The sequence below is a fragment of the Qipengyuania sp. Mu-71 genome, from assembly GCF_036867055.1.
Taxonomy (GTDB): Bacteria; Pseudomonadota; Alphaproteobacteria; order Sphingomonadales; family Sphingomonadaceae; genus Qipengyuania; species Qipengyuania profunda.
Genome location: NZ_JBAJHR010000001.1, coordinates 953,605 through 973,754, shown reverse-complemented (window position 1 = coordinate 973,754; position 20,150 = coordinate 953,605). Strand labels below are relative to the sequence as shown.

Below are 20,150 nucleotides of genomic sequence, written 5' to 3'. Positions count from 1 at the left end.
TCGGTGGTTGAAATGGTGGAGCCTAGCGGGATCGAACCGCTGACCTCTACAATGCCATTGTAGCGCTCTCCCAGCTGAGCTAAGGCCCCGAGCCATTTCATTCGGCACGCCCTGGGAGGCGCGCCAGCCTTGCGGAGGCAGCCCTTTATGAGGCCGCCCCGCGCAAGGCAAGCGAAAAAATCAGCTCTCGTCCGCGTCGTCGTCGTCGCCCTTGGCCTTGGTTTCGACACCGAGGTCGTCGTCGCCGCCAAGATCGACTTCATTGTCGGGCGAATCGTTATCTTCATCGATGTCGAGATCGAGATCGTCGTCATCGTCATCGCCGCTCAGATCGCTATCCGGCTCGGCGTCCTTCTTCTTCTTGCTTTCTTCCTCGGCAAGAATCGGCTGCTTCGACTTCAGCACGGGTTCGGGCGACCATTCTTCGCCGCATTCGATGCAGGCGACGGGATCGTCCTTGTTAAGATCGTAGAAGCGGGTGCCACAGTTCGGGCAGGTCCGCTTGGTGCCCCATTCCGGTTTGACCATGTGTAATCCTTAGGCTTTGCCGCCCCTGGCGAACTGCGCAGGGGCCGTGAATTCGTAATCGTATTGATGGGAACCTGCAGCGCAGGAATCAACAGCGCGCGCGCCTTGCCAGAAGCACCTGCCACTGTCAAAGCGCCGCATCCGAATGAACCGCCGATACGGAAACCCCCGCTTGACCGCCCACCGCTTCACGCCCGCAGGACCGCTGACCGGACGCATTCGCGTGCCCGGCGACAAATCGATCAGCCACCGTGCGCTGATGTTCGGTGCGCTGGCGGTCGGCCGCAGCCGCATTTCGGGGCTGCTCGAAGGCGAAGACGTGCTCGCCACCGCCGCCGCGCTGCGCGCGATGGGCGCGCAGATCGAACGCGATGGCGACGATTGGGTGGTCGACGGTGTCGGTGTGGGCGGGCTGCTGCAACCGGACGAAGCGCTGGAGATGGGCAATTCGGGCACCTCCACCCGCCTGCTGCTGGGCCTGCTCGCAAGCCACGCGATCACTGCCGCCTTTACCGGCGATGCCAGCCTTTCGAAGCGCCCGATGGGGCGGGTCATCGATCCGCTGTCCCTGATGGGGGCCAGCTTCACCCCCTCGCCCGGCGGCACGCTGCCGCTGATGATGGAGGGCATCGAGCCCGCAGTGCCGATCGAATACCGCCTGCCCGTCGCCAGCGCGCAGGTGAAGAGCGCAGTGCTGCTGGCAGGCCTCAACACGCCGGGGATCACCACGGTGATCGAGCCCGTCCCGACGCGCGACCATACCGAGCGCATGCTGCGCGGCTTCGGCGCCGAACTCAGCGTCGAAGAGGCCGATGGCGCGCGGATCATCCGTATCCACGGCCCCGCCGACCTGCACCCCTGCGATATCGAAGTCCCGGGCGATCCGTCCTCGGCGGCGTTCTTCGCGGTTGCGGCCAGCATCGTGCCGGGCAGCGACCTGGTGATCGCAAACGTCGGTCTCAATCCGACCCGCAACGGCATTTTCGAAGTGCTCGGGCAGATGGGCGCGCGGATCGATTACCAGGACGCGCGCGAAGTCGGCGGCGAACCGGTGGCCGACCTGCGTGTCCGCCATGCTCCGCTGACCGGTGTCACGGTCGACCCCGCGATTGCCCCGCGCATGATCGACGAGTTCCCCGTCCTGTTCGTCGCCGCCGCGCTGGCCGAAGGCACCACAGTCACCAGCGGCCTCGAGGAATTGCGCGTCAAAGAAAGCGACCGCCTGTCCGCCATGGCGCAGGCACTGCGCACGGCGGGCGTCACGCTGGAAGAAACCGACAATGGCCTGATCATCGAAGGCACTGGCGGCGCACCGCTGGCGGGCGGCGGACCGGTTACCACCCATCTCGATCATCGCATTGCGATGAGCATGGCGATTGCCGGCCTTGCGAGCCGCGAAGGTGTTGCGCTCGACACGGTCGACCCCATCGCGACCAGCTTCCCCGGTTTCGTCGGCCTGTTGGCGGACGCGGCGGCATGACCGAACTCGACTGGGCAGCATGGGTCGGTTTTATCGGCACCGCCTGCGTCATCGGCGCTTATGCCTATTTGACCTCCACCGACAAGCCGAACCCCTTCATCCTGCATGGCACCAATCTGGCGGGCGCCGCACTGCTGACCGTCTCGCTGGTGTTTCACACCAATTGGCCGAGTCTCGTGCTCGAAGGATTCTGGGCAGCGATTGCGGTGTGGGGCTTGGCCAAGGCGGTCCGCGGGCGCAAACAGGCACGATGATTATCGCCGTCGACGGACCGACTGCCTCGGGCAAGGGCACTATTGCGCAAGCGCTGGCCGAACATTTCGGCCTGCCGCATCTCGATACCGGGCTGCTCTATCGTGCGGTCGGGCGGCAGGTCTTCCTCGACGGCGGCGACCCCGATAATGGCGGTGACGCGCTCGCGGGCTGTGCCTTTCCCGACGCGCTGCTGCTCGATCCGCATCTGCGCAACGAGGAAACCGGCGGGCTGGCGAGCCGGGTATCGGTCCATCCCGCAGTGCGTCAGGCGCTGTATGACCGCCAGCGCCGCTTCGCCACGCAGGCTGGCGGCGCCGTGCTCGACGGGCGCGATATCGGCACCGTCATCGCGCCCGAGGCAGATGCCAAGCTCTTCATCATCGCCAGCGTCGAAGCGCGCGCGCAGCGCCGCTTCCTCGAAATGCGCGAGCGCGGCGTGCATGTCACCAAGCTCGAGATCGCCGACGACCTGCGCCGTCGCGACGAACGCGATCGCAATCGCGCGGTCGCCCCGCTGGCCCCCGCCCCCGATGCAATGGTCATCGACACCAGCCCGCTGAGCCGCGAGCAATCGATCGAGGCGGCAATCGAAGCGGTCATGGAGGCCACGTCCTAGCCGGTGAGCCGCGGTGTGCCTGCGAACTGGGCGCCGCACGCGATCGATACGCCTGCCCGGCCTTCGCTCAACGCGCTTCGCGAACACCGGCGGCGCCCCGCAATTCGCTTGCCTTTTGCCCCTGTTTCGCCTAGGCGCGCGCCCGTTCTCTCAATCCCCGATTGAAAGGACTTCCGCGGCGGCATCCGGCCTCGCGGGAGTACAGCGGCCCTCTTGCCCCGTTGGCCTGCGCAATCGTGCGCAGAGACGGGTAAAGACCCCGGGAAAACCGGTGGCCGGTAGCAAACGTAAGTTAGGACTACTCACACATGGCAACTTCAGCCAATCCCACCCGCGACGATTTCGCGGCCATGCTCGACGAGCAGCTCGGTGGCGCCGATGACGGCGGCTTCGAAGGCCGCGTCGTCAAGGGCACCGTCACTGCCATCGAAAACGGCATGGCGCACATCGATGTCGGCCTCAAAAGCGAAGGCCGCGTCGACCTCAAGGAATTCCAGCGCTCCGAAACCGAAACCGCGCCCGGCGTCGGCGATGAAGTCGAAGTCTATGTCGACCGCGTCGAAAACGCCGAAGGCGAAGCGATGCTCAGCCGCGACCGCGCCCGCCGCGAAGCCGCCTGGGACAAGCTCGAAAACGAATTCGGTGAAGGCAAGCGCGTCGAAGGCCGCATCTTCGGCCGCGTCAAGGGCGGCTTCACCGTCGACCTCGACGGCGCCGTGGCCTTCCTGCCCGGCAGCCAGGTCGACATCCGCCCCGTGCGCGACGTCACCCCGCTGATGGACATGGCCCAGCCCTTCCAGATCCTCAAGATGGACCGTCGCCGCGGCAATATCGTCGTGTCGCGCCGCGCCGTGCTTGAAGAAACCCGCGCTGAACAGCGCAGCGAGCTGATCGACAAGCTGGCCGAAGGCCAGGTGATCGACGGCGTGGTCAAGAACATCACCGATTACGGCGCCTTCGTCGACCTCGGCGGTATCGACGGCCTGCTGCACGTCACCGACATGAGCTACAAGCGGGTCAACCACCCCAGCGAAATGATCGAAATCGGCGCCACGGTGACCGTCCAGATCATCCGCATCAACGAAGAAACCCAGCGCATCAGCCTCGGCATGAAGCAGCTGGAAAGCGATCCGTGGGATGGCGTTGCCGCGAAGTACCCGGTCGGCATGAAGATGACCGGTACCGTGACCAACATCACCGAATACGGCGCCTTCGTCGAAATCGAGCCGGGCATCGAAGGCCTAGTCCACGTTTCGGAAATGAGCTGGACCAAGAAGAACGTCCACCCGGGCAAGATCGTCTCGACCTCGCAGGAAGTCGAAGTCATGGTCCTCGAGGTCGACAGCGAAAAGCGTCGCATCAGCCTCGGCCTCAAGCAGGCCCAGCGCAATCCGTGGGAAGAGTTCGCCGAGAAGCATCCGGTTGGCTCGAAGGTCGCTGGCGAAGTCAAGAACGCCACCGAATTCGGCCTGTTCATCGGTCTCGATGGCGACGTCGACGGCATGGTCCACATGTCGGACATCGCCTGGGGCATCTCGGGTGAAGACGCCCTCGCCCTGCACCGCAAGGGTGAAGAAGTCGAAGCCGTCGTGCTCGATGTCGACACCGACAAGGAACGCATCAGCCTCGGCATGAAGCAGCTCGAAAAGGGCGCTCCGACCGAAGCCGGTGCCGCCGGTTCGGTCCGCAAGGGCGAAACCGTCACCGTCACCGTTCTCGAAGTTCGCGATGGCGGCCTCGAAGTGCAGGTTGGCGAAGACGGCGCGACCGGCTTCATCAAGCGCAGCGACCTCGGTCGCGACCGCGACGAACAGCGCCCCGACCGCTTCCAGGTCGGTGGCAAGGTCGACGCGATGGTCACCGGTTTCGACCGTTCGAAGAAGCCCAACTTCTCGATCAAGGCGCGTCAAATCGCCGAAGAGAAGGAAGCGGTGCAGCAGTTCGGTTCATCCGACTCGGGTGCCTCGCTTGGCGACATCCTCGGCGAAGCGCTGAAGAAGAAGGAAGACTAAGCTCTTCCACCCTTCTCAAGGGTAATCAGGAAGGCCCGCTTGCCACACCGGCAGGCGGGCCTTTCCTATAGGGGCCGAGACGCGTAGGCTGCGCGGCATGCTAGACGTCCACCAGTTCCCCTGCCTGTCCGACAATTACGGTTTCCTGCTCCACGATCCCGCCAGCGGCGAAACCGCGGCGATCGACACGCCCGATGGCGCCGAATATCTCAAGCAGGCCGATGCCAAGGGCTGGCGCATCACCCAGATCTGGAACACGCATTGGCACCCCGACCATGCGGGTGGGAACAAGGCCATCGTCGAAGCCACCGGCGCCACCGTCATCGCACCGCGTGAAGTCGAACGGCTTACGCCGATCGACCGCGTGGTCGGCAATGGCGACAGCGTGATGCTGGGCGAGTGGCAGGCGCGCGTGATCGATGTCTCGGGCCACACCAACGGCCACATCGCCTATCACCTTGCCGAAGCGGACATGGCCTTCGTCGGCGACAGCGTTTTCGCGCTGGGCTGCGGGCGGATGTTCGAAGGCGAGCCCGAGCAGTTCTGGAACAGCCTCGACCGGATCCGCCAGCTGCCCGACAATACGCTGCTCTATTGCGCGCATGAATATACCGCCGCGAATGCCAAGTTCGCGCTTCATGCTGATCCCGACAATGCCGAGCTCGCGCTCTATGCCGCGCGGATCGAGGAAAAGCGCGCCAAGGGCGAACCGACCGTCCCCACGCTGCTGTCGCGCGAACTGGCGACCAACCCCTTCCTGCGCGCCGATGATGCCGATCTGCGCGATCGCTGGGGCGGATCGAGCCCGGCGGACACCTTCGCCGCATTGCGCGCCGCAAAGGACAGTTTCTAACCGCGATGAAGGCCGTTCTCGTCCGCGAACTGTCACCTGACCTGTCGGGGGTCGATCTGGCCGAGATCGCCCAGCCTGACGGAGAGGTGCTGGTCCGCGTGCGCGCCGCCTCGCTCAACTATCCCGACCTGCTGATGACGCAGGGCACCTACCAGTTCAAGCCCGAACCGCCCTTCGTTTCCGGCCTCGAGATGGCCGGTGAAGTGGTGGCAGCCCCTGCCGATAGCGGCTTCGTCCCGGGCGACCGGGTCCGCGGCGGGGCCAAGACCGGCGCCTTTGCCGAATATGTCGCCCTGCCCGCCGCCGCGCTGCGCAAGGTCCCCGAGGCGATGGACTTCGCGCACGCTGCCGCGATGGGCGCGGCCTATCACACCGCCTATGTTGCGCTCGTGGAGATCGGCGGGCTGGAGGCCGGACAGACGGTGCTGGTCCATGGCGCCAGCGGCGGTGTGGGTCTTGCCGCCTGCGACCTGGCGCGGGCCATGGGCGCGAAAGTCATCGCTGCCACGCACCGCGAGGACAAGCTCGACCGCTTGCGCGCGATTGCCAAACCCGATGCGGCGATCCTCAACACCGACCGCTTCCGTGACTTGGTCGGCGAATTGACCGGCGGGCGCCTGTGCGACCTCGTCTTCGATCCCGTCGGCGGCGATGTGTTCGACGAGAGCACCCGCTGTGTCACTTTCGGCGGCAAGCTGCTTGTGGTCGGCTTCGTCGCCGGGCGCATCCCCGAAATCGCGGTCAATATCCCGCTGATCAAGGGGTTCTCGGTCGTGGGTGTCCGCGCGGGCGAATATGCCCGCCGTTTCCCCGAGCGCGGCGCCCGCATCGCAGAGGCGATCGACCAGCTCGCCAGCGAGGGGCGGATCACGCCCTATGTCGAGCGTACCCTCCCCCTCACCTCCTGGCGCGAGGCTTTCGAAGCGATGGCGCGCGGCGGGATCATCGGCAAGCTCGTCCTCGAACCGTAAGCTTCACCGCTCAAACGCAAAAGGGCGGCCCCGCAGGACCGCCCTTTCGAAATCTCCATGACAGCCAAAATCAGATCCCGGCGATCACCGTATCGGCCAGCGCCTTGTCGGCCGCGGCATCGTGCTTTTCGGCAATCAGCTTGCGGCTGGCATCGGTCGCGGCATTGACCGCGCGATTGCGGACATCATCGACCGCCTCGCGCTCGGCTGCAGCGATCTTGTCTTCGGCCATCCGCTTGCGGCGCTCGATCATGGCCTTGCTGTCGGCTTCCGCCTTTTCGAGCAGCGCGTCGGCTTCGTGCCGGGCATTGACCAGCATCGCTTCGGCGTCCTTTTCGGCACCGGCAATCTTGGCGGTATATTCCTGGCGCAGCGCTTCGGCTTCGGCGCGCAGTTGCTTGGCTTCGTCGAGCTGATCCTTGATCGCGGCAATCTTGCCGTCGAGCCCGCCGGCGATGGTCTTGTGGACCTTGGCCCCGAAGAGCGCGATCAACAGGAGGACGAGCATCGAAAGCGAGACGATCTGGAACGGCGCCAGGCCCCACAGTTCGGGTTCGGAATGCGTTCCGGCACCGCCGTGGCCGTCCTCGACGAGGACCTGGGCCGCTTCGGTGGCGAAGACTTCGGGCGCGGCGTTAGCCATGGCTTAGGGCCTCCTTGACGGCCTTAGTGGCCACGGGCTTGGTCACGCTGACGCCGGCGAGACGCGAGACGATGTCCTGCGCCGCTTCGGCAGCAACCGCTTCGACTTCGGTCAGCGCCGCAGTGCGGGCTTCGGCGATACGGTCTTCGGCTTCGGCAAGTTTCTTGTCGAGCCGCGCCTGTGCCGCCTTCAGCTTCTTTTCGGACTTGGCCGCAGCCTCGTCCTTGGCCCCGGCGACGATTGCCTGCGCCGCAGCGCGGTTCTCGTTCTCGCGGACCCGCCAGGCTTCTTCCTCGGCGTCGGCGGCATCGCGCACAGCCTTGGCTGCAGCGAGATCGGCGGCGATCTGGCCGTCACGCTGGGCGACGGTTTCCATCACCCTCGGCACCATGCCGCGGCCGATGACGAAGAAGGTGATGCCGAAAAAGACCAGCAGCCAGAAGACCTGGCTGGACCATGTTTCGGCAAGCTGTGCGATCTGGGGCATGGCAGCTCTCGAAAGGCGGGTACGAAAAATTCACGGCACCGGCCAGGGCATGTCCCCGGCCGGTGCGATATCGGCAGTCGCGTTTAGGCGACGAAGATCAGGATCATCGACACGACGAACGCCAGCAGGCCGAGAAGTTCGGCAGCGGCGAAGCCGATGAACAGACGGCCCTGCTGGCCGTCGGCAGCACCCGGATTGCGCAGCGCGCTTTCGAGGAACGAACCGAAGACGTTACCCACACCGATCGCGGCCATACCGGCACCGATCGCTGCGAGGCCTGCACCGATGAGCTTTGCAGCTTCCATTTCCATGACAAACTCCTTTGAAAAATCTGATTGATAGATGACTTAGTGAAGGTTCTCGGCGTCGTTGATATACAGCGACGTCAGAAGAGCAAAAACATAGGCCTGGATACCGGCGACCAGCAGCTCGAGAGCGCAGATGCCGATCATCAGGATAAAGCTGGGCAGGCCGACCATCAGGCCGAAAGTGGCGCCGGCATTGGTGCCGTCGATCACGAAGCTCGACAGCACTTCGAGCAGGACGTGGCCGGCCATCATGGCGACGAACAGGCGCAGGCCGAGGCTGAACGGACGCACCATGAACGAGATGAACTCGATCGGCGCGATGATCGGGATCATCGGCAGCGGCGTGCCCTGCGGCACGAACAGGCTGAAGAAGTGGAAGCCGTGCTTCCAGAAGCCGACCAGCAGCACGATCGAGAAACTGATGATCGCCAGCACGCCGGTAACGGTGAAGTGGCTGGTAAAGGTGAACGGGTGCAGCCCGAATATGCCCAGCGGCAGCAGGCCGAGGAGGTTGGCGAACAGGATGAACATGAACAGGCTGAAGACATAGGGCACGTATTTGCGCCCCGCCTTGCCGATATTGGCTTCCAGCATGTTGTCGATGAACCCGGTGAAGGTCTCCACCGTCATCTGCCAGCGCCCGGGCACCAGTTCGCGCTTCATCCCGCCCAGCACGAAGAGGAAGAGCACCACGGTGGTGATCAGCATCCACATTGCGCTGTTGGTGAAGGCGATGTTGTAGCCGGCCAGTTCCCAACCGCCCGAACCGCCAAGCGGTTCGATGGTGAACTGGTACATCGGATCGACTTTGGCCTGCTCGGCTGCCACGTCTGTCTCGTCCCTAGAACCTGTAACGAACGCCCCGGAAATCCCGCGCGGGGATCACTCGTCGGGGCGCTTGTTTGCCGCACGGAAAATGTTTCTGAAGGCGACCACTATTCCGAGGAACAGGCCGATCAACAGACCCCAGGGATTGGTACCGGTAAAATAGCCGATGGCATAACCGATGACCGCACCGCCAAGAAGCCCGCCGAGAAGGTCCGCCAGAACCCGGTTGCCGCTGCGATAATTCGCATCGGCACCCGAAGCCGTGGGACGGTTACGCTGCTCTTCGCGCTGCTGGGCGGCCGAGAGCCGCTTCTCCAGCGCGTCGATCCGCGCATCCTCCTCGATAGGTTCCCGTGCGGGTTCGTCGTCGCTCATGCCTTGCTCCTTCTAAGGGGGTTGCGCGGCACGGGCACGGACTTGCCCGCCGAGGGCGCCGACCCCTTAGAAGGGGGGTCGTGGCGAGTCAACACGGCGCGGAGCTAGCGGCGACCGAAGTATCGCAAAAAACCCGCTTTCCTTACGGGCAGCGCGGATCGCGAAGCGGGGCGCCGGTACCGCGGGTCTGCCAGCTGCCATCGGGCGCCTGGTATTTCTCGCCCGGTTCGGTGGCGAGGATCGCCTGGCACCCGGCGGTCAGGGCATATTCCTCGATCGTCGCATTGTTCGCCTTGGCGCGTTCGGAATAGACCGCGCGGCGCTTGATGTTGATGTCGTTGACGATCCGGCGCAGCGTGGGCGTTTCGCCGACCACGATACCCAGATAGCCATCCATCCGCTCGCCGACCTGGCCCGACGAACGGGCAGCGGCATAGGCGGGATCGCGCTGCGCGAAGGCCGGCGCGGCGAAGCCGCCCAGCGCGGTGGCCATGGCCGCAGCCACCAGAACCGGTTTCGTCATCTTGTTCATAATGTCACCCATCAGAAGATATCCGCATTGTCCTCGATCGTATTGCCCGCATCCTCGGCGAGCCGGTAGATCACTTCCTGGCGGATGTTGACGTTCAGCTCGATCACGATCGGCTCTTCGGGCGCATTTACGGTAATGCATCCGCCCAGCGCGACTGTGGCCAGCATGGCGGTCGCCACCCTCCCGGTCAATTTGGGGTAATTCATAGCCCTCACTCGCTTTCCTGCTCCTGAATAGGGATTTCGTCCGGAATGATGTCGTCCGGGTCGATAATTGGTTCGGCCTCGGCGCCGGTGATCGAACGGCGCAGCAATCGCGTGCCATCGTCGGACAGCAATCCCAGTGAACGGGGATCGCGCACCGATGCCGGATCGTACAGCGATTTGAGATTGTTCAATAGCTGGTAGAACTGGGCTTTGATGTTGATGCGGAACTGCAGCGGCAACGAGGCGAGGCGCTTGGTGACGAAGTTGGACTTGGCGCCCTCCCCCTGCCGGATTCCGTCGAAGCGGACACGGGTGACGATCTCGCCGGTCAGCGGGCCTTCCATGATCACCCGCATCTGCGAATAATCGAGGCTTTTCAGCGCATCGAAGGCAAAATTCGCGATCGGCGAGAGGTCTTCATAGGTCAGCCCGCCGACATAGGAGACGGTGCCGCCCGGCGGGCGCGAGATAAGGACGCCGGTATCGATCCGGCCATTGCCGCGTTCGTCGAACACGATCGGCACGGTCCCGTCGAACAGCCCCGTCGCGGTGATGTTCTCCAGTTCCATCTCGGTCACGAAGGTCCCGGCATCCAGACCGACGATCTCGAAGATGTAGCGCCGTTCCTCGCTGACGCCGAGATTGAGATCGACATCGCGCAGGATCAGCTGCCCGCCCATGAACGGCCAGGTGCCACCCGAAACCGCGAGCAATTCGCCGTTTTGCAGCGCAAAGCCGACTTCGCCGTCGAACACCTCGACCCCGGGATTGACCGAGGCGACACGAATCGTCTGCCCGGGCGCAGTCGTCAAATTGAGCAGATCGGTAAACTCGATCGTCCCGCTGGCGCCCTTCACCGGGCCAAAAGCAGCCGCGAAATCGAGGTCGTCGGTGGTAAAGCGCCCGGTACTGGTCACGGTCCCGTCTGCTGCCCAGTCGATCCGGCCCCGCCCGGTGACGGTTCCGTCGGTATTGGCGACCACGCCCTTGGTGAGGCTCGACAGCTCCATCGGCTGCAGTCCGGCATCGAATTGCAGGCCGGGCACCGCAAGATCGGCAAAGCCCGCACCACTGGCCAGATCGTGGCGAATATCGACCGCGGTGACGAGCCGGTCGCTCGCCGGATGGCGCAAATCGGCCTGCGCAGCGATGACATTATCGATCAGCGCAAGCACCGCACCGCGCGCGACCAGGGGCTCGAACCGTGCGGGTTCGTCGCGGTCGACCAGCGTGAACTCGCCTTCCTCGATCGCCAGCTGGCCATTGGCGAAACGCCACTGGCCGCTGGCCTGCGTCAGGTTCATCGGCACCGCCGCGAGCGCGATATCCGCATCGCTGAACGTCCCCGCGATGTCGTCGCCCAGCCGCGCTTCCAGCCCCGACACGCGGAACCGGCTGGCGGTATCCGCCGGGCCGAGCGCGACATCGATCGCCTTGGCGGTCATCACGCCCGGATAGGCGAAGCCGACCGGACCCGACGCGATACGGATCGGCGTTTCGCCCAGATATCCCTCGAGATCGAGCGCCGAGGTTCCGGCTGCGATCCGCAGGCCGCCGGGCCCGCTGTTCAGAATCGCGCGCCCACGCGGCGGGCACAGCGTCAGGCCGCGCTTCTCGAAGGCGAGATTGGCGAGTTCGAGGCGATCAAAGCGGACATCGGTGCACGAGCGCCACAGCGCGAGCTGCCCATTGCCGTACCGCCCCTCGACCGGCAATTGCAGATTGGTCGCCGAGCCGCCCGGCAGCGCGCCGCTGGCCTCGACCCGGCCCGCAAAGCCAAGCGCCCCGCCCGGCCCCTGCGCGATCATGATCTGCGGCACGGCAAGCACCGAACTGCCCGCAGCATACCGTTCCATCGCCAGGCGGAAGATCGACCCACCCGAATCGCTGCGTTCCATCCGCCCGCTGATCCGTGGCATGTCCGCGCCGCCGGTGGCGATATTGCCAACGATGCGCGGCATTTCGCCGGTACGCGCGGCGATTTCGACGCGCGATAGCGACACCAGCCGTGCGCCGCTGCCGCCGCGCAATTCGGCGCGCGGGGTGAGCAGCGAATACCCCTCGGGATCGAACCGCAAACGGATATCGGCATCGAGCGCACTGCCGCGGGTCTCCGCCTGCAAGGCGTTCGCCATCTTGCGGGTCAGCGGTGCAATGAGCGTCCCCTCGCCCGTCCGCGCGAGCGATTCCACCGTCGCCACCAATCCGCGCCCGAGCCGCAATCCATTGCCTTCCAGGCTGCCTTCGAGCTGGAGCCGCTCGCCCCCGTCGTTGGCACGCAACTGCCCTTCGGCGGTCAGCACCGCCGCCAGCACCTGCGGGGTATCGACCCCGCGTGCTGCGAGCGAATATTTCGCGGTGGTCAGCCGGTCGCGCATCTGCGCGCGTACCGTGCCCATGATGGCGGAAGCGGTGTTGCCTGCATAATGCGTTTCGCCGCCCTCGAGGCGGGCCTCGATCGCGGGGTTTGCCAATCGCGTGTCGGCCGCGATCGTGAGGTCCAGCGCATAGTCGTCGAGCGTGAGCGCCTGGTCTTCGCACGCCAGCGAGGCGAGACGCATCGGGCCGGAGAATTGCGGTTCGCCCGAGGTCGAGGTGAGCTTGCCATAGGCGCTCGTCCGGCCGGCTTCACACCCCGGCAGCGCGAGCCCGGGCGCAAGCGCGGCCAGCGTCCCGTCCCAGCCATGGCTGACCAGTCCGGCGCCGGCGATCTTGAGTCCGACCGGGCCGTAATCGGTTTCGATCAAGCCGCGCCCGTCGCGGATGGTCAGATTGAGGTTGGGCAGGCCGGCAGGGCTTTCGCTCGGCCCGAAAACCAGCGGGTCGAGGCTTCCCAGGCTGAACTTGCCGTCACGATAGGTTCCATAGAGTCGCGGTTCGACCAGCGTGACCCCGCCGATCTCGGGCACGCCGAAGCGGTGCCGCAGCGTCACGATCACCCGTTCGGCAGTAAAATCGGGCGCATCGGGATCGCCGAGCACGACCTGCGACAGCACCTGCGTCTGGCCGCCGACGCGGTCGATCGTGTAACTGGCGGGGATACCATTCGCATCGAGCTGGTCACGGATGATGTCGTCGACAATCTGCTCGCGCGACATCCAGACCGCCAGCGCGGCGCCCAGCAACAACGCAAGGAAGGCAAGCGCAATTGCCCAGCGCTTGCGGCGCCAGCCTGCCCGCCGCACGGAATCGGCGGCCGTCATGTCATCGTCGCTCGCGGCCCGCTCCATCGATCCCACACTTGCGCGTATTGCCTGCTAAAGGCAATGCAAGTGCGTCAAACGCGGCGCATGGGGGAATGGTTGCCGGGGGATACGAATAAATCGGCGACGCATGCCGGTGCCGGGCACCGCCAGCGTCTGCGCAAACGCCTGCTGTCGGGCGGTGCCGAAGCGCTTGCCGATTACGAATTGCTCGAATTCCTGCTGTTCGCCGCGATCCGCCAGGGCGATACCAAGCCGCTGGCCAAGGCGCTGATTGCCCATTTCGGGTCGTTCTCGGGCGTACTCGCCGCCGATCCGCAGGCGCTGCAACGGGTCAAGGGCATGGGCGAAGCCAGCGCCGCCGCGCTTTACGCCTGCAGCCTGGCCGCCCGGCGGATGGCGCGCGGCGCGGTCCAGGACAAGCCGGTGCTGGCGAGCTGGCAGGCGCTGCTCGATTATCTCGCAATCGACATGGCGCATCTCGCTCACGAGCGCGTCCGCGTGCTTTACCTGAATGCGCAGAACCGGCTGATCCTCGACCACCTGCTTGGCGAGGGGTCGATCGACGAGGCGGCGATCCACCCGCGCGAAGTGATCCGCAAGGCGTTCGATATTGGCGCGACCGCGCTGATCCTGGTGCACAACCACCCCAGCGGAAATCCCGAACCCAGCCGTGCCGATATCGCGATCACCGCGCGGATTGCCGAGGCCGGCCGCCTGCTTGGCGTGACCGTGCACGACCATGTGATCATCGGCCGCGAGGGCAATGTCTCGCTGCGCGCGAAGGGCCTGATCTGATCAGCGCGGGACCAGGCCGTAGCCCTTGTACTGGCGATCGATACCCGGTTCGATCCGCCGCGCGTAAACCAGATCCTCGCGCCCGCTCTTGTCACCGCTCTCCAGCCGGATCAGGCCGCGCAGGAACAGGCTCGCCGCTTGCCCTGGCTCCTGCGCCAGTGCCGCCTCCAGATCCGCCATCGCCTCGTCCTTGCGGCCAAGACGGTAATAGGCAAGCGCGCGGCTATCGAGCACGCCGGGCGCATTGCCCGAGACCGCAACCGCCCGGTCGCAGACCTCCTCGGCCAGTTCGAGCTGGTAGCTCCAGATACCCGCGGTCCAACACTGCGAATTGAGCAGTGATACGTCGTCGGGCTGGCGGTCGAGAGCGACCTGGAGCCGGTCCCACGCCTCGGCGGCGCGGTCCGCATGGCCGGACATTTCGGCCCACGCGGTGTCGACGTCAACGCCTTCGTCCCCCGACAGCCCAAGCCGGTCGAGCAGATCGAGCGCCTCGTCCGCGCGGCCCGCCAGCGACAGTCGCAGCGCGAGGTTCGAGGCATATTCGAAATCGCCCTGCAAATCGAAAGCGGTCTGCGCATCCGCCAGCGCCAAATCGTATTCGCCCATGGCGTTGTAGGCCTCGCCGCGCAGCAGATACAGCTCTGCGCTGCCTTCCAGATCGATCGCGCGATCCAAATCGGCGATCGCATCCTCGTAGTCGCGCGCCAGGGTCAACAGGGTCCCGCGAAAGGCGTGGAAGGCCGCCATATCGGACTTGAGCTCGATCAGTTTCGACGCGCCGTCGATATGCGGCTGGAGCCGCCGGGCGATGGTCTTGTCGTCAAGCTCCCACAGCCGCACGGGACCCTCGATGCGCAGCACCGGGTCCCCGCTGGCGATCCGGCGAATGGCACGGCGCGCATCGCCGAGTTCGGCAGCCGGAATCTCGGTGGGAACATAGGATGTGAAATCGCGGAATTCGAACGTCTCCTCGCCCAGTTCGGCGGCGCGGGTGAAGCGTGTCCCCGCTGCGAGCTCGTCGAGTCTGTCGATCCCGCTCAGTTGAACAGCGTCGCTGTTTTCGGGCAGCTGGTAGGTCCACTGTTCCGCCATCGTCAGCGGGCCACCGGTGCGATAGGGGATCTCGCGCCATGCCGAGCGCGCACGATCTGGCTGGAAGCTCCAATTGGTGGTCGCCCCGGTCACATAATGGCTGGCGACGCCGCGATCGAATTCGAACTGGTCGAAGGCCATGCCCTCGGCGACCAGCCGGGCAACCCCGGCCTCGTCGTCATAGGTAATGCGCGCGTCGTAAACGACGCCCCCGATGACGTCTTCGAGATACTTGGTCGCCGCCCCGACCACGATCATCTGATCGTCCAGCGCAGCCTCCGTGCGCCAACGCGCACCCATCGAGCCGCGAAATTCGATGTCGGCGGTATACAGCACGGGCATGTCGACCCCTGCCGACATGTCATAGGTCACTTTCAGCAGCCGGTCGGGCGCTTGGGGCCAGCGCTGCGTAACCGGGATCAGGTCGGCGCCTTCGCTGCGGATCGGCAGGGCCCAGCCGAAGTCGGGCACTTCGTCGATCGTCGCCAGCCGCGACCCGGCATTGGTCCCGTCGAGCCAATAGTCCGTGCCGGCGATATGCGCGCGCACAATCATATGGTCGAAGGCGCCCGGGATCGGCTGCGAAATCGCCACCGCATCGCCATTGTCGCTATCGACCAGTACCGCTTCGGCCTCGATCCCCATCGCGCGCAGCATGGCCAGCAGCAGCAGGCTCTTGGCCTTGCAGTCGCCATAGCGGTTCGCCCAGGTCAGTTCGGGCGCCTGGGGCAGGTAATTGCCGCCGTCCATGCCATTGAGCAGGTAGCTGACCTCGTCCTGCACCATCCGCAATGCCATCGCCGCGCGTTCGAGCGGCACGTCGGTGGCCTGTTCGATCCGCGCCACCTCGCTGGCGATCGCGCCGCCGGGCGCAATGGTGCCCTCGGTCGTGAAATAGCGGCTCATCGACTGCGAGACGTGGGCCCAGTCCGTAAAGCTGCCGACCTGGATTTGCGGCCCCACCGTAAACCGGCCCGGCGCATCCTCGGGCATGGGGTCGGGCTCGGCCATCGGCAGGCTGAAATCAAGCACGGTATACCCGCTCTCGTTCCAGCTCTCGGGCGCAGCGACATCGCCCAGCGTCTTCCACTGGATTGGCGCCGATTCGGGCCATGACAGCCGCAGGCGTCCCAGCCCGATCTTGGTCGGCTCGGCAACAATTCCTTCGGCAAACTGCATTTCGCCCGCCAGCGCCTGGTCGCGCAGGCTGCTCGACGACGTTACCCGCAGCACATCGCCGATCTTCAGTCCCGGAATGGCGAAAGCGGCGGTCAGGACACCATCGACCGAGCGCCGCTCGAGTTCGCGTTCGCGGCGCAGGATTTCGGGCCGCAGCCCCCCGGCGAGGAGATCGATGACCGCGCCATCGCGCAGGATCTCGAGCCGGTGCACCGCCAGGTCGCCCTTGTCGGGCAGCCAGGCAAGCTGGATCGTTCCCGCCTGCTGCAATGTCTGCGTGGTATCGAGCCAATAGGCGATATCGGTGTAGCGCGTGACGGTCCCGTCCTCCAGCCGGACCTGCCGGTCGTAAAGCGGAATATTGTCGCGCGATTCCGCAAGGCCGCCGTCATACAGCGGTTCGACCCAGGCGGGCGGTTCGACATAACGGACATCCTCACCCGCCAACACGGGAGCGGCGAGGACAAACAGCGGCACGGCAACAAGCGAACGGTACGACAAGTCTTTGGAACTCCCCCTAATTCCTGCGCATCTATGCGATAAGCGGCGGCCTGCCAATATTTCGCCGCCCGAAAGCTGTTGTTTCGCGCCGCGCGTGCCGCGCGCACCACACTGCGGACCGGCTCGCGCGAATCTTGCTATTCGGCTGCGCTCCGCCTAGCGGCAGCGCCACGTTTCAGCCCCTATCGCATCCGGAGCTCACCATGGTCCCCCGCTACGCCCGTCCCGAAATGACCGCTTTGTGGGAGGCCGAGGCGAAGTATCGCATCTGGTTCGAAATCGAGGCGCATGCGACCGAAAAGCTCGGCGAACTGGGCGTGGTCCCGCCGAGCGCGGCCAAGGCGCTGTGGGACTGGTGGGCGACCGATCCCGAGATCGACGTCGAGGCGATCGATGCGATCGAGGCGGTCACCAAGCACGATGTCATCGCCTTCCTTACCTGGGTCGCCGAGAATGTCGGCGACGAGGCGCGCTTCATGCACCAGGGCATGACCAGCAGCGACGTGCTCGACACGACGCTGGCGGTCCAGCTGGCCCGCTCCGCCGATATCCTGCTGGCCGATCTGGATGCGCTGCTCGAAGCGATCAAGCGCCGCGCGGAAGAACACAAATACACGCCCACCATCGGGCGCAGCCACGGTATCCATGCCGAACCGGTGACCTTCGGGCTCAAGCTGGCGCAGGCCTATGCCGAATTCGACCGCTGCAAGACCCGCCTGGTCGCGGCGCGCGCGGAAATCGCGACCTGCGCGATTTCGGGTGCTGTCGGCACCTTCGCCAATATCGACCCGCAGGTGGAAGAGCATGTCGCCGACAAGCTCGGCCTGACCGTGGAGCCGGTCTCGACGCAGGTTATCCCGCGCGACCGGCACGCAATGTTCTTCTCGACGCTGGCCGTCATCGCCGGTTCGGTCGAGCGGCTGGCGGTCGAGGTTCGCCACCTCCAGCGCACCGAAGTGCTCGAGGCGGAAGAATATTTCTCGCCCGGCCAGAAGGGGTCGAGCGCGATGCCGCACAAGCGTAACCCGATCCTGACCGAGAACCTTACCGGCCAGGCCCGCATGATCCGCGCCTATGCCCTGCCCGCGCTGGAAAACGTCGCGCTGTGGCACGAGCGCGATATCTCGCATTCCTCGGTCGAGCGGTTCATCGGTCCCGATGCCTGCATCACGCTCGATTTCGCGCTAGCGCGGCTGACCGGCGTGGTCGACAAGCTGCTGGTCTATCCCGAGCGCATGCAGGCGAACATGGACCGCATGGGCGGGTTGATCCATTCGCAGCGCGTGCTGCTGGCGCTGACCCAGAACGGGGTCAGCCGCGAGGATGCCTACCGCCTCGTCCAGCGCAACGCGATGAAGGTGTGGGAATCGGATGGCCAGCTGACGCTGCTCGACCTGCTCAAGCGCGACGAGGATGTCACCGCCGCGCTCGGCGCCCAGCAGCTCGAAGAGAAATTCGACCTCGAGTACCACTTCAAGCACGTCGACACGATCTTCGCGCGGGTCTTCGGCTAGACGCGGGACGGGTCCCGGCCTAGCATCGCCCGACAAGACACAAGAGGGGCTTCACTTCATGCAAATCGTGCGCACCATCGGTTGGGTCCTGCTGCTGTTCTCGCTGCTGGCCTTCAGCTTTTTCAACTGGAAGCCGGTCGAAGTGCAGATCTGGTCGAACCTCGTGCTCGAGACCAAGCTGCCCGCGCTGGTGATCATTTCCTTCCTGCTCGGCCTGGTGCCGATGTGGCTGGTTCACCGCGCCAGCAAATGGCGCGCGCAGCGCCGCATCAATGCGCTCGAGGCTGCGACCACCCGCCTGGCAACCCCGGCTGCGGCACCCGCGCCCGCGCCGACGCAAACGCCCACCGCCGAGACACCCGCCAGCGACCTGCCGCCCGAACCGGTCAATCCGGTCGACCCCGAGCCGTCGAAGCCCGCATGACCAACCCTATCTATCTTGCACTCGACGTTCCGCACCTGCGCGACGGTCTCGATCTCGCCAAGAAGGTCAAGGGCCATGTCGGCGGGATCAAGCTGGGGCTCGAATTCTTCTGCGCACATGGCGCGCACGGGGTGCACATGATCGGCCAGCTGGGGCTGCCGATATTCCTCGACCTCAAGCTCTACGACATTCCCAACACCGTTGCCGGCGCGATGCAGGCGATCCACGTGCTCGAACCGAGCATCGTCACGGTGCATGCCAGCGGCGGGCGCGCGATGCTGGAAGATGCCAAGGCCGCGGCGGGGGAGAATACCAGGGTCGTCGGCGTCACGATGCTCACCAGCATGGACGATCGCGACCTCGAACGCACCGGCATCAGGGGCAGCGCGCACGATCATGTGAAGCGCCTCGCCGAACTATCGCACGAAGCGGGCCTCGACGGCATCGTTTGCTCGGGTCAGGAAATGAAGGCGGTCCACGACCAGTGGAAGGACGGTTTCTTCGTCGTTCCCGGCCTGCGCCCGGCGGGCAGCGCCGTGGGCGACCAGAAACGCGTCGTCACCCCGCGTCAGGCGCGCGACGATGGCGCCAGCGTGCTGGTGATCGGCCGCCCGATCAGCCGCGCCGAGGATCCCGCGCAGGCCGCGCGCGATATCGAAGCGACGCTCTAGGACACTCCATGTCGGTTCAGATCAAGATTTGCGGGCTCTCGACGCCCGAAACCGTGGACGCCGCGATCGAAGCGGGCGCGACGCATATCGGGCTCGTGCATTACGAACCCTCTCCGCGGCATGTTGCGCTCGACCAGGCCCGGGAACTGCGTGAGCGGGCCCGCGGCAAAGCCAAGACGGTGCTGCTGCTGGTCAATGCCGATCCCGAGCTGACCGGGCGCGCGCTCAACGCGATCCAGCCCGACGTCATCCAGTTCCACGGTACCGAGACGCCCCAGTGGATCGGCGGCATACGCCGGAGCCTGCCCTATGAAGTGTGGAAGGCGGTCGGGCTGAAAGACGCGGGCACGCTGACCCGCAGCGAGAAATATATCGGCATGGTCGATCGCCTGCTGTTCGATGCCCCCGCCAAGAAGCTGCCGGGTGGCAATGGCACGGCCTTCGACTGGTCGCTGCTCGCCGGGCACGACCACAAGATCGACTGGGCGCTGGCGGGTGGCCTCACGGCGGACAATGTCGCCGAGGCGATCCGCGCGACCCAAGCGCCGCTGGTCGATACCTCGAGCGGGGTGGAAAGTGCGCCCGGGGTCAAGGATCCGCAGCGTATCGCCGACTTCTGCCGCGCCGTACGGAGCGCCTGACGCACCGCCTGAATACCTGCGGTCCGCAGT

General features: G+C 65.4%; 21 protein-coding genes and 1 tRNA gene. 11 read left to right on the top strand and 11 right to left on the bottom strand.

The annotated features are described in order from the left end of the window. Positions 1–13: 13 nt before the first annotated feature. Positions 14–89, bottom strand: a tRNA-Ala gene (locus tag V6B15_RS04865). Positions 90–180: 91 nt separating this feature from the next. Further along, a complete protein-coding gene (locus tag V6B15_RS04860; protein WP_253515313.1) occupies positions 181–528 on the bottom strand; it encodes a TIGR02300 family protein in 348 nt (115 codons plus the stop codon). 145 nt (positions 529–673) lie between these two features. Between V6B15_RS04860 and aroA the strand changes: the two genes are divergently transcribed. The 6 genes from aroA (at position 674) to V6B15_RS04830 (ending at position 6,715) form a co-directional block, all read left to right on the top strand. Next, a complete protein-coding gene (gene aroA, locus V6B15_RS04855; protein ID WP_334200237.1) occupies positions 674–2,008 on the top strand; it encodes a 3-phosphoshikimate 1-carboxyvinyltransferase in 1,335 nt (444 codons plus the stop codon). Beyond that, positions 2,005–2,262: a CBU_0592 family membrane protein gene (locus tag V6B15_RS04850; RefSeq protein WP_334200236.1), complete on the top strand. Its 258-nt coding sequence runs from the start codon at positions 2,005–2,007 to the stop codon at positions 2,260–2,262. The genes aroA and V6B15_RS04850 overlap by 4 nt, the downstream gene beginning before the upstream one ends. Next, entirely contained in the window at positions 2,259–2,879 is a 621-nt protein-coding gene (locus tag V6B15_RS04845; protein WP_334200235.1) for a (d)CMP kinase, read from the top strand. Before V6B15_RS04850 ends, V6B15_RS04845 begins: the two co-directional genes overlap by 4 nt. Before the next feature lie 308 nt (positions 2,880–3,187). Then, complete coding sequence (rpsA, locus tag V6B15_RS04840) at positions 3,188–4,891, top strand: 30S ribosomal protein S1 (RefSeq protein WP_253515304.1); 1,704 nt, start codon at positions 3,188–3,190, stop codon at positions 4,889–4,891. Between the two features lie 97 nt (positions 4,892–4,988). Continuing rightward, on the top strand, positions 4,989–5,744 hold the full coding sequence (gene gloB, locus V6B15_RS04835; protein WP_334200234.1) for a hydroxyacylglutathione hydrolase: 756 nt from the start codon (positions 4,989–4,991) through the stop codon (positions 5,742–5,744). A gap of 5 nt (positions 5,745–5,749) precedes the next feature. Continuing rightward, the gene (locus V6B15_RS04830) at positions 5,750–6,715 is read left to right on the top strand and encodes an NADPH:quinone oxidoreductase family protein (RefSeq protein ID WP_334200233.1); all 966 of its coding nucleotides are present in this window, start codon (positions 5,750–5,752) and stop codon (positions 6,713–6,715) included. Between the two features lie 70 nt (positions 6,716–6,785). Here V6B15_RS04830 and V6B15_RS04825 read toward each other — a convergent pair whose 3' ends face one another. The 8 genes from V6B15_RS04825 to V6B15_RS04790 form a co-directional block, all read right to left on the bottom strand. Beyond that, the gene (locus V6B15_RS04825; RefSeq protein ID WP_334200232.1) at positions 6,786–7,358 is read right to left on the bottom strand and encodes a F0F1 ATP synthase subunit B family protein; all 573 of its coding nucleotides are present in this window, start codon (positions 7,356–7,358) and stop codon (positions 6,786–6,788) included. After that, positions 7,351–7,845, bottom strand: coding sequence for a F0F1 ATP synthase subunit B family protein (locus tag V6B15_RS04820; RefSeq protein ID WP_334200231.1), 495 nt, complete (start codon positions 7,843–7,845; stop codon positions 7,351–7,353). The genes V6B15_RS04825 and V6B15_RS04820 overlap by 8 nt, the downstream gene beginning before the upstream one ends. An 83-nt stretch (positions 7,846–7,928) precedes the next feature. Further along, positions 7,929–8,156, bottom strand: coding sequence for a F0F1 ATP synthase subunit C (locus V6B15_RS04815; RefSeq protein WP_160726388.1), 228 nt, complete (start codon positions 8,154–8,156; stop codon positions 7,929–7,931). A gap of 36 nt (positions 8,157–8,192) precedes the next feature. After that, a complete protein-coding gene (locus tag V6B15_RS04810; RefSeq protein WP_320180020.1) occupies positions 8,193–8,981 on the bottom strand; it encodes a F0F1 ATP synthase subunit A in 789 nt (262 codons plus the stop codon). 54 nt (positions 8,982–9,035) lie between these two features. Then, on the bottom strand, positions 9,036–9,356 hold the full coding sequence (locus V6B15_RS04805) for an AtpZ/AtpI family protein (protein ID WP_253515299.1): 321 nt from the start codon (positions 9,354–9,356) through the stop codon (positions 9,036–9,038). Positions 9,357–9,498: 142 nt separating this feature from the next. Then, a complete protein-coding gene (locus V6B15_RS04800; RefSeq protein WP_334200230.1) occupies positions 9,499–9,879 on the bottom strand; it encodes a YdbL family protein in 381 nt (126 codons plus the stop codon). A 20-nt stretch (positions 9,880–9,899) separates the two neighbouring features. Continuing rightward, entirely contained in the window at positions 9,900–10,094 is a 195-nt protein-coding gene (locus tag V6B15_RS04795) for a YnbE family lipoprotein (protein ID WP_334200229.1), read from the bottom strand. Between the two features lie 5 nt (positions 10,095–10,099). Beyond that, a complete protein-coding gene (locus V6B15_RS04790; protein WP_334200228.1) occupies positions 10,100–13,324 on the bottom strand; it encodes an intermembrane phospholipid transport protein YdbH family protein in 3,225 nt (1,074 codons plus the stop codon). Positions 13,325–13,384: 60 nt separating this feature from the next. On the opposite strand from V6B15_RS04790, the gene radC reads away from it, so the two are divergent. Continuing rightward, positions 13,385–14,095, top strand: a complete 711-nt coding sequence (gene radC, locus V6B15_RS04785) for a RadC family protein (protein ID WP_334201326.1) — start codon at positions 13,385–13,387, stop codon at positions 14,093–14,095. Here radC and V6B15_RS04780 read toward each other — a convergent pair whose 3' ends face one another. After that, the gene (locus V6B15_RS04780; RefSeq protein WP_334200227.1) at positions 14,096–16,846 is read right to left on the bottom strand and encodes a DUF3857 domain-containing protein; all 2,751 of its coding nucleotides are present in this window, start codon (positions 16,844–16,846) and stop codon (positions 14,096–14,098) included. 227 nt (positions 16,847–17,073) lie between these two features. Between V6B15_RS04780 and purB the strand changes: the two genes are divergently transcribed. The 4 genes from purB to V6B15_RS04760 are packed head-to-tail and all read left to right on the top strand — an operon-like array spanning position 17,074 to position 20,120. Further along, positions 17,074–18,384 (top strand): adenylosuccinate lyase, encoded by a 1,311-nt coding sequence (gene purB, locus V6B15_RS04775; RefSeq protein ID WP_334200226.1) that lies wholly within the window; start codon positions 17,074–17,076, stop codon positions 18,382–18,384. A gap of 58 nt (positions 18,385–18,442) precedes the next feature. Continuing rightward, positions 18,443–18,808, top strand: coding sequence for a LapA family protein (locus V6B15_RS04770; RefSeq protein WP_253515293.1), 366 nt, complete (start codon positions 18,443–18,445; stop codon positions 18,806–18,808). Beyond that, positions 18,805–19,479 carry an orotidine-5'-phosphate decarboxylase gene (pyrF, locus tag V6B15_RS04765; protein ID WP_253515292.1) on the top strand — a complete coding sequence of 225 codons (675 nt, stop codon included), beginning with the start codon at positions 18,805–18,807 and terminating at the stop codon, positions 19,477–19,479. Before V6B15_RS04770 ends, pyrF begins: the two co-directional genes overlap by 4 nt. Positions 19,480–19,487: 8 nt before the next feature. Further along, the gene (locus V6B15_RS04760; RefSeq protein ID WP_334200225.1) at positions 19,488–20,120 is read left to right on the top strand and encodes a phosphoribosylanthranilate isomerase; all 633 of its coding nucleotides are present in this window, start codon (positions 19,488–19,490) and stop codon (positions 20,118–20,120) included. Positions 20,121–20,150: the final 30 nt, after the last annotated feature.

Bases quoted from the DNA above. Each gene is read 5' to 3' on its own strand.
- V6B15_RS04860 (WP_253515313.1), bottom strand. From the start codon at position 528: ATGGTCAAACCGGAATGGGGCACCAAGCGGACCTGCCCGAACTGTGGC.
- aroA (WP_334200237.1), top strand. From the start codon at position 674: ATGAACCGCCGATACGGAAACCCCCGCTTGACCGCCCACCGCTTCACG.
- V6B15_RS04850 (WP_334200236.1), top strand. From the start codon at position 2,005: ATGACCGAACTCGACTGGGCAGCATGGGTCGGTTTTATCGGCACCGCC.
- V6B15_RS04845 (WP_334200235.1), top strand. From the start codon at position 2,259: ATGATTATCGCCGTCGACGGACCGACTGCCTCGGGCAAGGGCACTATT.
- rpsA (WP_253515304.1), top strand. From the start codon at position 3,188: ATGGCAACTTCAGCCAATCCCACCCGCGACGATTTCGCGGCCATGCTC.
- gloB (WP_334200234.1), top strand. From the start codon at position 4,989: ATGCTAGACGTCCACCAGTTCCCCTGCCTGTCCGACAATTACGGTTTC.
- V6B15_RS04830 (WP_334200233.1), top strand. From the start codon at position 5,750: ATGAAGGCCGTTCTCGTCCGCGAACTGTCACCTGACCTGTCGGGGGTC.
- V6B15_RS04825 (WP_334200232.1), bottom strand. From the start codon at position 7,358: ATGGCTAACGCCGCGCCCGAAGTCTTCGCCACCGAAGCGGCCCAGGTC.
- V6B15_RS04820 (WP_334200231.1), bottom strand. From the start codon at position 7,845: ATGCCCCAGATCGCACAGCTTGCCGAAACATGGTCCAGCCAGGTCTTC.
- V6B15_RS04815 (WP_160726388.1), bottom strand. From the start codon at position 8,156: ATGGAAATGGAAGCTGCAAAGCTCATCGGTGCAGGCCTCGCAGCGATC.
- V6B15_RS04805 (WP_253515299.1), bottom strand. From the start codon at position 9,356: ATGAGCGACGACGAACCCGCACGGGAACCTATCGAGGAGGATGCGCGG.
- V6B15_RS04800 (WP_334200230.1), bottom strand. From the start codon at position 9,879: ATGACGAAACCGGTTCTGGTGGCTGCGGCCATGGCCACCGCGCTGGGC.
- V6B15_RS04795 (WP_334200229.1), bottom strand. From the start codon at position 10,094: ATGAATTACCCCAAATTGACCGGGAGGGTGGCGACCGCCATGCTGGCC.
- V6B15_RS04790 (WP_334200228.1), bottom strand. From the start codon at position 13,324: ATGGAGCGGGCCGCGAGCGACGATGACATGACGGCCGCCGATTCCGTG.
- radC (WP_334201326.1), top strand. From the start codon at position 13,385: ATGGGGGAATGGTTGCCGGGGGATACGAATAAATCGGCGACGCATGCC.
- purB (WP_334200226.1), top strand. From the start codon at position 17,074: ATGGTCCCCCGCTACGCCCGTCCCGAAATGACCGCTTTGTGGGAGGCC.
- V6B15_RS04770 (WP_253515293.1), top strand. From the start codon at position 18,443: ATGCAAATCGTGCGCACCATCGGTTGGGTCCTGCTGCTGTTCTCGCTG.
- pyrF (WP_253515292.1), top strand. From the start codon at position 18,805: ATGACCAACCCTATCTATCTTGCACTCGACGTTCCGCACCTGCGCGAC.
- V6B15_RS04760 (WP_334200225.1), top strand. From the start codon at position 19,488: ATGTCGGTTCAGATCAAGATTTGCGGGCTCTCGACGCCCGAAACCGTG.